The following is a 14,195-nucleotide window of genomic DNA, read 5'->3' as shown; positions in this document are numbered from 1 at the left end:
GCACGGCGCTCTTCTACCCGCATGTGACGGGACTTGGCAAGCGCGTAAGGGGATGGAATTGGGGGGAAATTCGCCGGGGCGGGGACTTTGGTCGCGTTTCGGCCTCTCGATAATCCTGTCTGTGAAGTGCCCCCACCCCGACCCTCCCCCGCAAGCGGGGGAGGGGGCGCACCGCCCGAGTGGCGAGAGGCCGTATATCTCTTTCCTGAGAGACCCTTCCGATGTGTGTGATGCCCTGATGACCGGCGGATTGGCGGTCCGGACGCGGTACGGTCGCAGTGGTGTGTGCAACCTGCATGACGGAATGATCTGCGTGCCGACGGCCTGTATCCGCTGGAGCGGCTCAGACGTGGACGCGGCCAGCCGGGTCGGCCTGCGCATGCGACGCGGCCGTCCCGTTCGCCATCGCAGCCGCCGCGCTACTCCGCGGCTTCCTTGACCGGGCCGTGCGTGTCGGCTTCGCCCTCGGCGTCGAGCTTGGAGCGGCCCCAGCTGGAGAAGGCGTTGTTGAGCTTGTCGAGGTAGAGATAAACCACGGGCGTCGTGAACAGTGTCAGCATCTGGCTGACCAGCAGGCCGCCGACCATCGAATAGCCGAGCGGCTGGCGGATCTCCGAGCCGGTGCCGGTGCCGAGCATCAACGGCACGCCGCCGAGCAACGCTGCCATTGTCGTCATCATGATCGGGCGGAAGCGGAGCAGGGCGGCCTGGCGGATCGACTGCTCGGGCGTCAGGTGCTGGTCGCGCTCGGCGGCAATGGCGAAGTCGACCATCATGATGCCGTTCTTCTTCACGATGCCGATCAAGAGGATCACGCCGATCAGCGCGATCAGGCTGAAATCATAGCCGAACGCCATCAGGATCAGGAGCGCGCCGACGCCGGCCGAGGGCAGGGTCGACAGAATCGTGATCGGGTGGATGTAGCTTTCGTACAGGATGCCGAGGATCAGATAGACCACGACCAAGGCCGCGAGGATCAATAGCGGCACGGTCGAGAGCGACTGCTGGAACGCCTGCGCCGTGCCCTGGAAGCTCGAGTTCAAGGTCGCGGGCGCGCCGAGCTGGACCATCGCCTGCTGCACGGCCTGGGTGGCCTGGCCGAGCGCCACGCCCTGCGCGAGGTTGAAGCTGATCGTGATCGCCGGGAACTGGCCCTGGTGGCTGATCGACAGCGGGCGCACCGGCACGGTGGTCCATTTGGCAAAGGTCGAGAGCGGCACCTGATCGCCGGTGGTCGGCGATTTCAAATAGATCTTGTCCAGCGTATCGACCTGGGCCTGCAGCTCCGGGAGGATCTCCAGGATCACATGGTAGGAGTTGAGCTGGGTGAAATACTGCGCCACCTGCCGCTGGCCGAAGGCGTCATACAGCGTGTCGTCGATCAGCTGCGGGGTGATGCCGTAGCGCGAGGCAGTGTCGCGGTTGATGCTGAGCTGGACGGTGGTGCCGTCGGTCTGCTGGTCGGTGGCGACGTCGCGCAGCTCCGGCAGCGTCTTCATCTTGTCGAGGATCTTCGGCGCCCATTCGTTGAGCTCGCCGAGATTGGCGTCCTGCAGGGTGAACTCGAACTGGGTGCGGGTTGGGCGGCCGCCGAGGCGGATGTCCTGTGCCGCCTGCATATAGAGGCGGGCGCCCTGGACCTGTTCCAGCTTCGGCCGCAGGCGGCCGATGACCTGCTGCGCCGAGGCGTCACGCTGGTCGCGCGGCTTCAGCGTGATGAACATGTTGCCGTTGTTGCCGGCGCGCCCGGAGCCGCCGATCGCCATCGCGACGCTGGCGACGGCGGGATCCTGCATCACGATGTCGGCCAGCGCCTGCTGGCGCGACTGCATCGCCTGGAAGGAGATGTCCTGCGAGGCTTCCGAGGTCGCCGTGATCAGGCCGACGTCCTGCTGCGGGAAGAAGCCCTTCGGGATCAGGATGAACAGGTAGACCGACAGGCCGAGCGTGGCGAAGAACACGAGCAACGTCACGAAGCGCCAGCGCAAGGCGAGGTCGAGACCCTTCTCATAGGCCTTCAGCATGGCCTCGAAGCCGCGTTCGCTCCATTGATAGAACCGGCCATGGCTCTGATGGCCGCCGCGCAGGAAGCGTGAGGCCATCATCGGGGTCAGCGTCAGCGACACCACCATCGAGACGAAGATCGTCATCGTCAGCGTGACCGCGAATTCGCGGAACAGGCGGCCGATGATGCCGCCCATCAGCAGCAGCGGGATCAGCACCGCGACCAGCGAGATCGAGATCGAGACGATGGTGAAGCCGATCTCGCTCGCGCCCTTGAAGGCGGCGGCCATCGGCGATTCGCCTTCCTCGACATAGCGCGAGATGTTCTCGAGCATCACGATGGCGTCGTCGACCACGAAGCCGACGGCGATGGTGAGCGCCATCAGCGAGAGATTGTCGAGCGTGTAGCCGAACACCCACATCAGCGCGCAGGCGCCGAGCAGCGCCAAGGGCACGGTGATGGTCGGGATCACCGTCGCCCAGAAGCTGCGCAGGAACACGAAGATGACCATGACCACCAGGAAGATGGTCAGGAGCAGGGTGAACTGCACGTCCTCGACCGCGGCGCGGATGGTGGTGGTGCGGTCGGAGATCAGCTCGATCTTGATCGCCGGCGGGATCGCCGCGACCAGGCGCGGCAGCGTCGCCTTGATCTTGTCGACCGTCTCGATGACGTTGGCGCCCGGTTGCTTGAAGACCACCAGGAACACGCCGCGCTTGCCATTGGCCCAGGCCGCCTGCTTGGCGTCCTCAGGGCCGGTCACCGCCCGGCCGATATCGCGGATCCGCAACGGACCGCCGTTGCGATAGGCGATGATGACGTCGTTCCAGTCCTTCGACTCGGTGAGCTGGTCGTTGGCGTAGATGGTGTAGGCACGCCGCTCGCCGTCGATATTGCCCTTCGGGCTGTCGACGGTGGTGATCGCGATCTGGCTGCGCACGTCCTCCAGCGACAGGCCCTTGGCGACGAGCTTGGCCGGATCGACTTGGACGCGGACCGACGGTTTCTGCTGGCCGCCGATGATGACCTGGGCGACGCCGGTGATCTGGCTGATCTGCTGCGCGAGCTGGGCGTCGACGGCATCCGAGACCGTGGTGAGCGGCAGCGTATCCGATGTCGCCGACAGCAACAGGATCGGCGAATCCGCCGGGTTGACCTTGCGGTAGGTCGGCGGCGAAGGCAGCGTCTTCGGCAACTGGCCGCTGGCCGCGTTGATCGCGCCCTGCACGTCGTTGGCGGCGCCGTCGATGTTGCGGGTGAGATCGAACTGGATGGTGACGGAGGCGGTCCCCAGATAGCTGGTCGAGGTCATCTGGGCGATGCCGGGAATCTGGGCGAACTGGCGTTCCAGCGGCTGGGCCACCGAGGTTGCCATTGTCTCCGGGCTGCCGCCCGGCAAGGTCGCGGTGATCTGGATGGTCGGGAAGTCGACCTGGGGCAGCGGCGCCACCGGCAGCAGCGGGTAGGCCACGAGGCCCACGAACAGAATACCTGCCATCAGCAGCGAGGTGCCGATGGGATAGCGGATGAAAGGTGCCGAAATGCCGCCGCCGTTCATTCCTGCCGGACCTTCGCTTGCGCCGGATCCGAACTCGCCACCGCGGTGGTGACCAGTGAACCTGGCTGAACCTTGAATTGACCGCCCGTGATCACCTGCTCGCCCGGCGCGAGGCCCTGCTCGACCACCGTGCGGCCGTCGATCGAGACGCCGACCTTGACCTTGCGCAGATCGGCCTTGTTGTCCTGGCTCACGGCGTAGGCATAGAGCCCGTTGGTCGAGTGCTGGATCGCATCATCGGGAACCACGGTCGCGTCCTTGAGCGTCTTCACCAGGAGCCGTGTCGAGACCGACTGGCCGGGCCACAATGTGTGGTCCTTGTTGTCGAACACCGCCTTCAGCCGAATCGTCCCGCTGGTGGTGTCGACCTGGTTGTTGACCACCGCGAGCTTGCCTTCGGCCAGCGCCTTTTTACCGTCGGTGGTCATCGCGATCACCTTCAGTGCACCCGCCTTCTGCCCCTCATTGATGTAGGGCAGCTGCTCCTCGGGAGCGGTGAAAATCACCGCGATCGGCTCGATCTGGGCGATCGTGACGATGCCGGTCTGGGTCGCGGCATTGACGATGTTGCCGATGTCGACCTGGCGCAGGCCGGCGATGCCGGTAATCGGGGCCTTGACCTGGGTGTAATCGAGCTGGGTCTGTGCGTTGGCGATCGCAGCGTCGTCGGAGGCGATCTGCGCGGTCAGCTGCGCGACGGTTGAACGCTGGGTGTCGGTCTGCTGGCGCGTGGCGAATTCGCCGAGCTTGGTGAAGCGCTGGAGGTCGAGATTGGCGTTGGCAAGATTGGCCTCGTCCTGGGCCTTCTTAGCCTTGGCCTGATCGAGGCTCGCCTGGAACGGCCGCGGATCGATCTCGACCAGGAGGTCACCCTGATTGACAAGCTGGCCCTCGGTGAAGGCGATCTTGTCGATCTGGCCATCGACCCGGGTGCGGACCTGGACGGTGTTGAAACCCTGAACGTTGCCCAGACCGGTCAGATAGACCGGGAAATCCGTCTTCTCGACCGGGGCGGTGGAGACACGCACGGCAGGCGGCCGCGCCGCCTTTTGCGCCTCGGCGCGCTTGGCCGCTTCGGCGCCCTGATAGCGCTGCCAGCCGTAATAGCCGCCGCCGAGGGCCGCCAGAACCAGGATCCAACCGATCGTGCGTGACGTCTTCATATCGGCTCTTTCATCGGCGCTTTTCGATGTCGGCTCGGACGCTGAAGCGAAGAGAATAACCGGTCTTTAAAAGCGTTCCCAGCACGCCAGATATAGTATGCGTGCACTTAATGTGTAAACACACCGCTGCTTGAAGAAACCTAAACAATTCGAAAGCTTCGAGGAGACCCTTGGGACATGGCCTTGAACGTGGCGTTGGACCTCAGGCGGCAGCTGGTCGCCCAGCTTGTCGAAAGCTCGCGCATCCTGCGCAACTATATTGATCATCGTGCCAAAGCGCGCGGCACCACACGCGCGCAATGGATTGTGCTGTTTCGGCTGCGCGCGCAAGAGGGACTTTCGCAGGTCGATCTCGCGGAAGTGCTGGAACTGCAGCCGATCTCGCTGGTGCGGCTGTTGGACCGGCTGGTTGAGCAAGGCCTGCTCGAGCGCCGGCACGACCCCAAGGACCGCCGCGCCAACCGGCTGTACCTGACGGACGCCGGACGCAGGCTCGTCGATGATCTCGACGATCTCAGGGACGCGATCGCCGCCGACGTGCTGGACGCGATTCCCGACGAGGCGGTCGCGACCAGCCTGACCACATTGCGCGAGCTCAAGGAGCGCATCAAGACGCTGTCCGATTCGACGGATCATGCCGCCGCGAAGTAGGGTCGCCGCATCGGTACTACTTTAGCGCGACAGGTTGCCGACGGGGTCAGTTTAGAACGACTTCAAACCCGCAGGGCTGCGGTTGTCAGCACGCAGCGGCCCGGTCCATATCAGCCCAAGCTGTGTGGAGCGCGGAATGGACGAGCTGAACGGGAAGATGATCGCCTGCCAGATCCTGGTGACCGGACTGATTGCGCGTGTCGCCAACGAGCAGAAGGATCCGTTGCGCTTCCTCACCGACTTCCGCGACGAGATCAAAGCGGTGGTGAAAGGCGTGCGGATTGCAGGCGTGGACAACTCCGATCGCGTGCGCCAGGTGGCGCAGCAGACCGTCGACGAACTGTTCTCGCTGATGAAGCCGCTGAGCAGCGACTAGCGGTTTCACCGTGTGCACGACGCGTGTACGCGCGTTGCCATGTAGGCCAGCCAGAGCTCGCGCGTTGCGTGGCTTAGAGTCGTTCTAATTAGCCCGATTTAGAATCGTTTTGATCTGGAACTATTCAAGCTGAACTTGGACCTCCTCAAATTGACCCCCTGAAACGCGCCCGATACCAAACTCACATCGTCACATGCGAGTGATCCGCGAGTGGCGAGGTGAAATGGAAGCGGGGCGCGTCAATACCAATGGGACAGGTCATCACACCGCGATCGCTGCGTGCGATTGCAACGGGCAATTCCGATGCAAGATTCGATGGTGCCTCCGGCGCCAAGATGTCGGCCGTTGCCGGCCTGATCGCAGTGGCGTCGGTTTCGGGGGCCGAGGCGCAGCCAGTGTCGGATCTTCCGCCCGTCAATGTCGATGCGCCGGTCGCGCGCACCAAACCGTCTGCCTCCAAGCCGACCGCCGACCAGGTCCGCGCCCGCAATGCCCTGCGGCGCGCGGCGCAGCGACAGCAGCAGGGGGGCCAGGGACAGGCGGCGCCGGTGCCGTTTCCCAACGCCGGTCAGCTGAGCGCCGACCGCAATCCCTATGCTGACGCCGCCGCGCCCTACAAAGTTGACCACCTGCAGCAGTCCGGCAAGTTTCCGGAGCCGATCCTCAACACGCCGAAGTCGATCACGGTGCTGGGCAAGGAGGTGCTGGAGGACAAGAACGCGACCAACCTGAAACAGGCGGTGTTGAGCACGGCCGGCGTCACGCTCGGAACCGGCGAGGGCGGCAATGCGTTCGGCGACCGCTTCTTCATCCGCGGCTTCGATGCGCGCAACGACATCTTCATCGATGGCGTGCGCGATCCCGGCGTCAGCGTGCGCGAGAACTTCTTCACCGAGCAGGTCGAGATCCTGCGCGGGCCCGGCTCGTCCTTTGCGGGCCGCGGCACCACAGGCGGCGCGATCAATATCGTGACCAAGCAGGCCACGACCGAGAAGAGCTTCTACAACATGGATACGACCTTCGGCACCGACCACACCAAGCGCGTGGTGCTGGATGTCAACCAGGTCATCAATCCGACGCTTGCCGTGCGCGCGGGCGGCCTGTTTCAGGACGCCAATGTCGCGGGCCGCGATGCCATCACCGACAACCGCAACGGCGCGTTCGTCGCCGCGACCTGGACGCCGATCGATCCGGTGAAGGTGACCGCCAACTACATCCATACCGAGCTGACGGGAATTCCTGATTTCGGCGTGCCGTATTATCGGCCGAGCACGGCGAGCACCGCGGGCGGGCCGTTCCCTGATTTCGGGGTCAACCGCAACAATTTCTACGGCCTGCTCAACCGCGATTTCTACAGGACCGGGCAGGATTTCGCGACCATCAACACCGAGGTCAAGATCACGCCGGATCTCACCTTCAGCGACAAGGTGCGCCTGGGGCGCTCGACCCAGAACTATATCGGCACCTTGCCGGAATCGCCTGTTGTCACCAATTCGAACCCGCTGCTGTGGACCTTGAGCGCCAATCCGCAGAGCCGCTTCCAGCAGACCGACGTCGTCGCCAACCAGAGCGAGTTCACCTACAAGTTCGACGACGGCGTCGGCTTCCAGCACACGGCGCTGGGCGGCGTGGAGATCTCGCGCGAGATCTCCAGCATCGACAAATATACCGGGCTGAGCTCGGAGGTAACGGGCGTCCCGTTCAGCGGCAGCGGCTCGATCTCGGCCGTGAACGTGTTCGCCCCGCAATACATGACGCTGCCGTTTACGACCACGCCGTCACTGTCCGGTTTCCCCACCAAGATCGCGATCGACACGACCAGCGGCTATGTCATGGACAGCGCCAACTACCATGATCTGGTGATCCTCAATGGCGGCGTTCGCTACGACGCCTACAACATCAAGACCAGCGGCTTTGGTACGGTCAACGGCGTGTCCAACGTGTGGGGCTCCCAGGCCGCTGAGTTCGGGCTGCCGAACTTCAATCTCGGCCTCACCTTGAAGCCGGCCCCCAACGGCAGCGTCTATGTGGCCTACGCGACCTCGTCGAATCCCGTCGGTGCCGAGTTCGATGGCACCAGCACCGCCTACGGCGGATTGTCGGCGGTCCTGAACGGCAATTCGAACCAGATCTTCGGACCGGAGAAGAACAAGGCGATCGAGCTCGGCACCAAGTGGGAGCTGTTCAACCGGCATCTGCTCGTGACCGGCGCGCTGTTCCAGACGGAGAAGGAAAACGCGCGAGAGGCGCAGAACGTCACTGCGGCCACGGCGACCGCGACCTGTCCGTATCCGGCGGGGACCACGGGCACCGTGTCCTGCATCACGGCCGGCGCCGCCTACCGCATCCGCGGCATCGATCTTGGTGTCGGCGGCAAGATCACCGACAAATGGAGCGTGTTCGGCGGTCTCGTGCTGATGCAGTCGGAGGTGACGAAATCGCTGGCGCCGCCGGCCAATACGATCCTCTACACGACCAATGTCGGCCGGCCGCTCGCCAACGTCGCGCATCAGTCGTTCAGCATGTTGACCAAGTATCAGCTCGACGACACCTGGGAGATCGGCGGCCAGGCCGTCTATCGTTCCAAGATCTACGGCGGCACACTGCTCGCGGCCAACCAGGGCACCTCGATCCCGAGCTACTGGCGCTTCGATGCCTTTGCTGAAGCCAAGATCGACAAGCATTGGACCGCGAAACTGTTCGTCAACAACATCTTCGACAAGCGCTACTACGACGCGCTCTATCAGAGCTCGGCACCGTTCGTTCTGGAGGCACCGGGCCGCGCGGCCTATCTGGTGCTCTCGGCGCGATACTGACGCGATCATGAAGTGACATCATGCTGGTCTGCATCCCGGAAGTTCTCAGCAAATCGGACGTCGCCGAATTCCGTCGCATCATGGATGCGGCGGAATGGGAGGACGGTCGCTCGACGGCCGGGGCGCAGTCGGCCATGGTCAAGCGCAATGAGCAATTGCCGCCGGATGGTGAGGTGGCGCGAGCGCTGGGGCAGCGGATCATCTCGGCGCTGACGAAGAATCCGCGCTTCCTGTCGGCCGCCATTCCGCTGCAGATCTTTCCGCCGCTGTTCAACCGCTACGCGGCCTCGGGCGGTCACCATTTCGGCATCCATGTCGACAATGCCGTGCGCGGCGATCCGTTGACGGGCCTGCGCATCCGCACCGATCTGTCGATGACCTTGTTCCTGGCCGAGCCGGACGAGTACGACGGTGGCGAACTTGTGATCGAGGACACCTACGGATCGCACGAGGCGAAATTGCCCGCCGGCGATGCGATATTGTATCCGTCATCGAGCCTTCACATGGTGACCCCGGTGACCCGCGGCGCACGGGTCGCCTCTTTTTTCTGGATGCAGAGCATGATACGGGATGCTCACGTCCGCAGTATGATCTTTGATCTCGATAATGTGATCCAGGGTCTTGCTGGGCGGCTGGGGCGTGACGATCCTGAAACCGTCAGATTGACCGGCATCTATCACAACCTGATCCGCCACTGGGCCGAAGTATGATGACATCGTTTCGCTTTCGCGCCGCTTTCGCTCTCGCATTTGCGCTTGTCGCCGCTCCACCGCTCGCCTTCGCGCAGCAGGTGACAGCGCCGCCCTTGCAGACAGCCCCTGGCCAAGCCCCGATGATCCGGACGCCCTCAGCTCAGGGGTCTTCTCAGGGGATATCGGCTCAAACAGCGGTCAACGCAGCTGCGACTGAGAACGCCTCGCAACTCAATGCAGCCGGGACGACCGCGGCGGCGCCGGCAACCGACGCATCACCAGCAGTGGCCGCTCAGCCGAGTGCGGAGAGCAGCGCCAAGTCCGGCAAATCGATCGCCGTGGGCCTCGATGAATTGTCGCCTTGGAGCATGTTCCTGAAGGCCGACATCGTGGTCAAGGCAGTGATGATCGCGCTTGCGCTCGCCTCGGTCGCAAGCTGGACGATCCTGATCGCCAAGAGCATCGAGTTTGTCGTGCTCCAGCGCAAGCTCGGCGGTCTGCTGCGCAAGATCGCAAGTGCAAGATCGCTGGCTGAGGCACAGATTGCGGTTGGCAGCTCGAGAAGCGTGCTCTCGTCGCTGCTCCAGGCCGCAATCGCGGAGCTGCGCCTGTCGAGCGATCTGCCGAGTGATGCTGGCATCAAGGAACGTGCGGCCTCGAGCTTTACCGAGATCACCCGCGCCGAGGCGCGCCGGGTCCGTGTCGGCATGGGCCTGCTCGCCACCGTCGGCGCGATCTCGCCGTTCGTCGGCCTGTTCGGCACCGTCTGGGGCATCATGAACAGCTTCATCGGCATTTCGAAATCGCAGACCACCAATCTCGCGGTGGTGGCGCCGGGCATCGCGGAAGCGCTGCTCGCCACGGCAATCGGCCTCGCCGCCGCGATCCCCGCGGTCATCATCTACAATCACTTCTCGCGCGTGACCAAAGCCTATCTCGAGCAGGTCAGTCGCGCCTCGGGCACGGTCGGCCGGCTGTTGTCGCGCGATCTCGATCGCAGCCACGTTGCAATTCATTCGCGGGCAGCGGAGTAGGCCATGGCTGTCTCGCTTTCCGAAGGCGATCTCGACGACGATTTCGACGAGACCCACGACATCAACGTGACGCCGTTCATCGACGTCATGCTGGTGCTGCTGATCATCTTCATGGTGGCGGCGCCGCTTTCGACCGTCGACCTTCCGATCGATCTGCCGACGTCCACCGCGACCCCGCAGAAGAAGCCGGACAAGCCGATCTATGTCTCGATCAAGCCGGATCTGTCGCTGGCCATCGGCGAGAATGCGGTCAAGCGTGTCGATCTCGTCCACGAGCTCGATACGACGCCGGAGGCCAGCCGGGACCGGCCGATCTTCCTGCGCGCCGACAAGGTGGTGCCATACGGCGAGCTGATGCAGGTGCTGGAGCTGTTGCGCGCCGGCGGCTATACCAAGGTCAAGCTGGTGGCCCTGGAGCGCGCACCGGCGGCGCCCGGCTCGGTTCCGGCGGCACAGCCGGCGCAGCCTTGATCAGCGGGACGCTGGCGATGAGCGATCTCGATACCGGCAACAGGTCGTCGCGGCGACTGTGGGCTTTCGCGGCGATCGGCGCGCTGATGCTGCATCTCGGCGGCGCGGCGCTGGCGCTGACTCATCTCAAGGATGACGAGGATATCGGTGGCCTCGGCGCCAACGGGGCCGAGGTCATCGACATCGACATGGCCGCGCCGAAGGTCGAAAGCGACGATATGCCGGTTGGTCCGGACTCGCAGGCGCAGGATCCCTCGCAGTTCATGCCGGAACAGAAGGCCGAGACTGACCAGACGGATCTGCCCAAGGCGGTGCCGACCACGACGGACGAAGCCGACCAGCAGGTTACGACCAGCGAGGTGAAGAAGCCGACCGAGGAGGAGCAGAAGGTCGCCGCCGTCCAGACCCAGGCGCAGGATGCTCAGGAAGCCGCGATCGACAGTTCCCGACGCTCGTTCGACGAGAAGACGCCTGAGGCGGACAAGGCGAAGGCGCCCAATGTCGGCATCGGCAAGGACCGGGAGAAGCTCACGGCGAACTGGGGCCGCAAGATCAGCGCCTATTTCGAGCTGCACAAGAAGTTTCCGCCGGGCAAGAACAAGAAGGCTCAGGTCAAGCTGGCGCTGGTGCTGAACAGGCTCGGCCACGTCGTGTCGGTGGACGTCAAGGAGACGTCGGGCGATCCCGCCTATGACGAGGCCGCGGTTGCGATGGTCCGTCGGTCTGATCCGGTGCCAAAACCGCCGGCCGGCCTGACCGACGATGAGTTCCCGTTCACGCTTCCGGTGAACTTCACACCGCCCAAATGAGTGCGCCCCGAGTAAGGCCCGCACAAGTGCGGCAGGTAGCCTCGATACCCCTTGGCGCCTAGCGCCAATAGAGCCTGATCCCGACATAGACCACGACGAGGCAGGCGAAGATCAATGCGACCGGAAGCTTCGGTCTGGTCGCGGTCCCGTTTTGTGCGGTCTTTGATTTCGGAGGCAGGCGGCGGAATGCGGTGACGTTGTCGGTCACCGGCTGCGGAGCCGGCGCGGCCTTCACTTCCGGCGGGGTGCCGCCGCCACCCATCTCGGCATAATAGGCCTTGTACATTTCGCGGATGGTGGCTTCCGTGGCCTCGTGCTCCGACATGTCGGCGAGCCTCGTCTTGTAGCTCGCGAGGAACTCCTGCGCCTGCGGCGGCAGGTCCGACGCGCCGTTGAGCTTGGCAATCATCTTCCAGGTCGCGAAATCGGCCCGGGCCCGCGTATCGGCACGGCGCGCGATCATCATGTCAGCAGCTTTAGCCAAGAATGCCTCGGGTCTCGTTTCCCCAATCCCCGCCTCGAACTAGGCGTTGCCGGTCAATAGCAGAAGAAGCTGGAAGATAGAATCGGTGGTGGCGCGCACCAGCCTTGACACAACATCAAGATTTAGACCGAACTGGGCGCCAGCCAAGGGCAGAAGGATCAAAATCGCCACCAGAATCAGCATGCCAAACGGTTCCAAGCGCGCCAGCGGCACGGCCAATGGACGGGGCAGCAGGCCGACGGCGACCCGGCCACCGTCGAGCGGCGGGATCGGTAGGATGTTGAAGACAGCCAGGAGGATATTGATCAGCACCGCATTGTACAGATTGTGCGCCACCCAGCGCGCAGCCTCTGGCGGGACCAGCGGCACCACGTGGAATGCCAGCGCGGCCGCGACCGCCAGCAGGATGTTGGTGCCGGGACCGGCCAGGGCCACCATCACCATGCCGGCCCGCAAAGGTTTCAGATTGCGAAAGTCGACCGGCACCGGTTTGGCGTAGCCGAACAGGAACGGCGAGCCCGACAGCAGCAGCATGGCCGGCAGCAGCAGCGTCCCGAACGGATCGATATGCTTGAGCGGATTGAAGCTGACGCGACCCAGTCGCAACGCCGTCTCGTCCCCGAACCGCCACGCCACGAAGCCATGCGCGGCCTCATGGAAGGTGATGGCGATGACCAGCGGCAGCACCCAGACCGAAATGTCGTAGAGAGAGATGTTCAAGAGCGTGTTCCCAGACGCATGCTCGCGTAGCCTAGGATACGCGGTTCCCGGGTACTATACTGGGTTTTCTGGATATTGCGCCAAACCGTCGTTGAGCTGGACCCACGCCATTTTCTCCGACACCCAGATATGCTCGGTCGGCGCGAAGGCGTTGCGGTCGTCGAAGGCGGCGAGCGCGACGCCGACCACGGGCCGTGTCTTGCGCCAGGAGAACAGTCGCGTTCCGCATGTCGGGCAGAAGATCCGGTCGAGCGCATCCGATGACGGATAGCGTGCGATCTTGCCTTCTACAGTCAGCGCGCGATGCTCGAACAATGCGCGGGCGAAGTAGGGCGCGCCCATTGCCTTCTGGCAATTGCGGCAGTGACAGGCGCGCACATTGAGCGGCTCGCCTTCGCATCGGAAGCGCACAGCGCCGCAGAAACAACCGCCTTCGTGGATCATGATGTCGGCTCCATTGAGGAACGGTTAGGTGTGCGACACGTCGCTGCGAAGCCATTGGAGGACTTGCCGGCGAAGCTTGCCGCGGCCCTTCGGTCGAGAACCGCTGCCGGCGATTACTGGATCGCCCGGTCAAGCCGGGCGATGACAGGTTGCCCCTAACGGCGATGCTCACGTCAAAATCAATCAATACGTCGCGCGGCCGCCGGAGATGTCGAACACGGCACCGGTCGAGAACGAGCAGTCCTCTGACGCAAGCCAGGCAACCATCGCGGCCAATTCTTCCACCAGCACGAAGCGACCCTTCGGAATTTTCGACAGCATGAAGTCGATGTGGGTCGGGGTCAGCTGGTCGAAGATCGCGGTTTTCGCGGCGGCCGGCGTGACGGCATTGACCGTGATGTCATGCTGCGCCAGCTCCTTGCCGAGCGATTTGGTCAGCGCGATCAGGCCGGCCTTCGAGGCCGAGTAGTGCGCGGCGTTGGGATTGCCTTCCTTGCCGGCGATGGAGGCGATGTTGACGATGCGGCCGTATTTCTGCGCGAGCATCTGGGGCACGATCGCCTTGCAGCAGATGAAAGGGCCGTCGAGATTGATTCGCAGCACCTTGCGCCATTCCTCGAGATCGGTCTCCCACACCGTCCTGTTGACGCCGGCGATGCCGGCATTGTTGACGAGGATGTCGATGCGGCCGAAGGCTTTCAGCGTCTCATCGCGCACCGTTTCCACAGCGGCGGAGTCGGTAACATCGACCTTGAGCGCGATGACCGCGGAGCCAATTTCCTTCGCCGTCTTGTCTGCGAGCGCGCTGTCGTGATCCCAGATCGCGACCTTGGCGCCGGACTTGACGAAGCGCTCGGTGACGGCGCGGCCGAACCCTTGCGCGCCGCCGGTGACGACGGCGCAGCGGTTGGTGAGGTCGATCTGGTTCATGTGCGTCTCTTCCCCGGGATATTTTGTTGTCATTCCGGGGCG

The 14,195-nt window shown here is 63.9% G+C and carries 13 protein-coding genes; 7 read left to right on the top strand and 6 right to left on the bottom strand.

Annotated elements, in window-relative coordinates; translation table 11 throughout:
* Nucleotides 1-419: 419 nt before the first annotated feature.
* Nucleotides 420-3,563, bottom strand: coding sequence for a multidrug efflux RND transporter permease subunit (locus tag ACQR1W_RS04320; protein WP_434849631.1), 3,144 nt, complete (start codon nt 3,561-3,563; stop codon nt 420-422).
* Nucleotides 3,560-4,726, bottom strand: a complete 1,167-nt coding sequence (locus ACQR1W_RS04315; RefSeq protein WP_008969203.1) for an efflux RND transporter periplasmic adaptor subunit — start codon at nt 4,724-4,726, stop codon at nt 3,560-3,562. Before ACQR1W_RS04315 ends, ACQR1W_RS04320 begins: the two co-directional genes overlap by 4 nt.
* 189 nt (nt 4,727-4,915) lie before the next feature.
* Here ACQR1W_RS04315 and ACQR1W_RS04310 point away from each other — a divergent pair, with 189 nt between their 5' ends.
* The 7 genes from ACQR1W_RS04310 to ACQR1W_RS04280 all read left to right on the top strand — a co-directional run bounded on the left by ACQR1W_RS04310 (nt 4,916) and on the right by ACQR1W_RS04280 (nt 11,575).
* Nucleotides 4,916-5,377 carry a MarR family winged helix-turn-helix transcriptional regulator gene (locus ACQR1W_RS04310; RefSeq protein ID WP_434849727.1) on the top strand — a complete coding sequence of 154 codons (462 nt, stop codon included), beginning with the start codon at nt 4,916-4,918 and terminating at the stop codon, nt 5,375-5,377.
* Between the two features lie 136 nt (nt 5,378-5,513).
* Nucleotides 5,514-5,753, top strand: coding sequence for a hypothetical protein (locus ACQR1W_RS04305; RefSeq protein ID WP_008969200.1), 240 nt, complete (start codon nt 5,514-5,516; stop codon nt 5,751-5,753).
* Between the two features lie 248 nt (nt 5,754-6,001).
* Nucleotides 6,002-8,569 carry a TonB-dependent receptor gene (locus ACQR1W_RS04300; RefSeq protein WP_434849630.1) on the top strand — a complete coding sequence of 856 codons (2,568 nt, stop codon included), beginning with the start codon at nt 6,002-6,004 and terminating at the stop codon, nt 8,567-8,569.
* 20 nt (nt 8,570-8,589) lie between these two features.
* On the top strand, nt 8,590-9,279 hold the full coding sequence (locus ACQR1W_RS04295) for a Fe2+-dependent dioxygenase (RefSeq protein WP_434849629.1): 690 nt from the start codon (nt 8,590-8,592) through the stop codon (nt 9,277-9,279).
* Nucleotides 9,276-10,295 (top strand): tonB-system energizer ExbB, encoded by a 1,020-nt coding sequence (gene exbB / locus ACQR1W_RS04290; RefSeq protein WP_434849628.1) that lies wholly within the window; start codon nt 9,276-9,278, stop codon nt 10,293-10,295. The genes ACQR1W_RS04295 and exbB overlap by 4 nt, the downstream gene beginning before the upstream one ends.
* A gap of 3 nt (nt 10,296-10,298) precedes the next feature.
* Nucleotides 10,299-10,766 (top strand): TonB system transport protein ExbD, encoded by a 468-nt coding sequence (gene exbD, locus ACQR1W_RS04285; protein WP_008969195.1) that lies wholly within the window; start codon nt 10,299-10,301, stop codon nt 10,764-10,766.
* Between the two features lie 17 nt (nt 10,767-10,783).
* The gene (locus ACQR1W_RS04280) at nt 10,784-11,575 is read left to right on the top strand and encodes a TonB family protein (protein WP_434849627.1); all 792 of its coding nucleotides are present in this window, start codon (nt 10,784-10,786) and stop codon (nt 11,573-11,575) included.
* 58 nt (nt 11,576-11,633) lie between these two features.
* Here ACQR1W_RS04280 and ACQR1W_RS04275 read toward each other — a convergent pair whose 3' ends face one another.
* The 4 genes from ACQR1W_RS04275 to ACQR1W_RS04260 all read right to left on the bottom strand — a co-directional run bounded on the left by ACQR1W_RS04275 (nt 11,634) and on the right by ACQR1W_RS04260 (nt 14,153).
* Nucleotides 11,634-12,041, bottom strand: a complete 408-nt coding sequence (locus ACQR1W_RS04275) for a hypothetical protein (RefSeq protein WP_008969193.1) — start codon at nt 12,039-12,041, stop codon at nt 11,634-11,636.
* Nucleotides 12,042-12,098: 57 nt separating this feature from the next.
* Nucleotides 12,099-12,779, bottom strand: a complete 681-nt coding sequence (locus ACQR1W_RS04270; protein ID WP_434849626.1) for a site-2 protease family protein — start codon at nt 12,777-12,779, stop codon at nt 12,099-12,101.
* Nucleotides 12,780-12,833: 54 nt separating this feature from the next.
* Nucleotides 12,834-13,223, bottom strand: coding sequence for a GFA family protein (locus ACQR1W_RS04265; protein ID WP_434849625.1), 390 nt, complete (start codon nt 13,221-13,223; stop codon nt 12,834-12,836).
* Between the two features lie 183 nt (nt 13,224-13,406).
* The gene (locus ACQR1W_RS04260; protein WP_434849624.1) at nt 13,407-14,153 is read right to left on the bottom strand and encodes an SDR family NAD(P)-dependent oxidoreductase; all 747 of its coding nucleotides are present in this window, start codon (nt 14,151-14,153) and stop codon (nt 13,407-13,409) included.
* Nucleotides 14,154-14,195 lie beyond the last annotated feature (42 nt).

The sequence above is a fragment of the Bradyrhizobium sp. HKCCYLS1011 genome, from assembly GCF_051167795.1.
Lineage (GTDB): Bacteria > Pseudomonadota > Alphaproteobacteria > Rhizobiales > Xanthobacteraceae > Bradyrhizobium.
The sequence above is the reverse complement of the archived record's forward strand: the minus strand, read 5'-3'. Positions and strand labels throughout refer to the sequence as shown.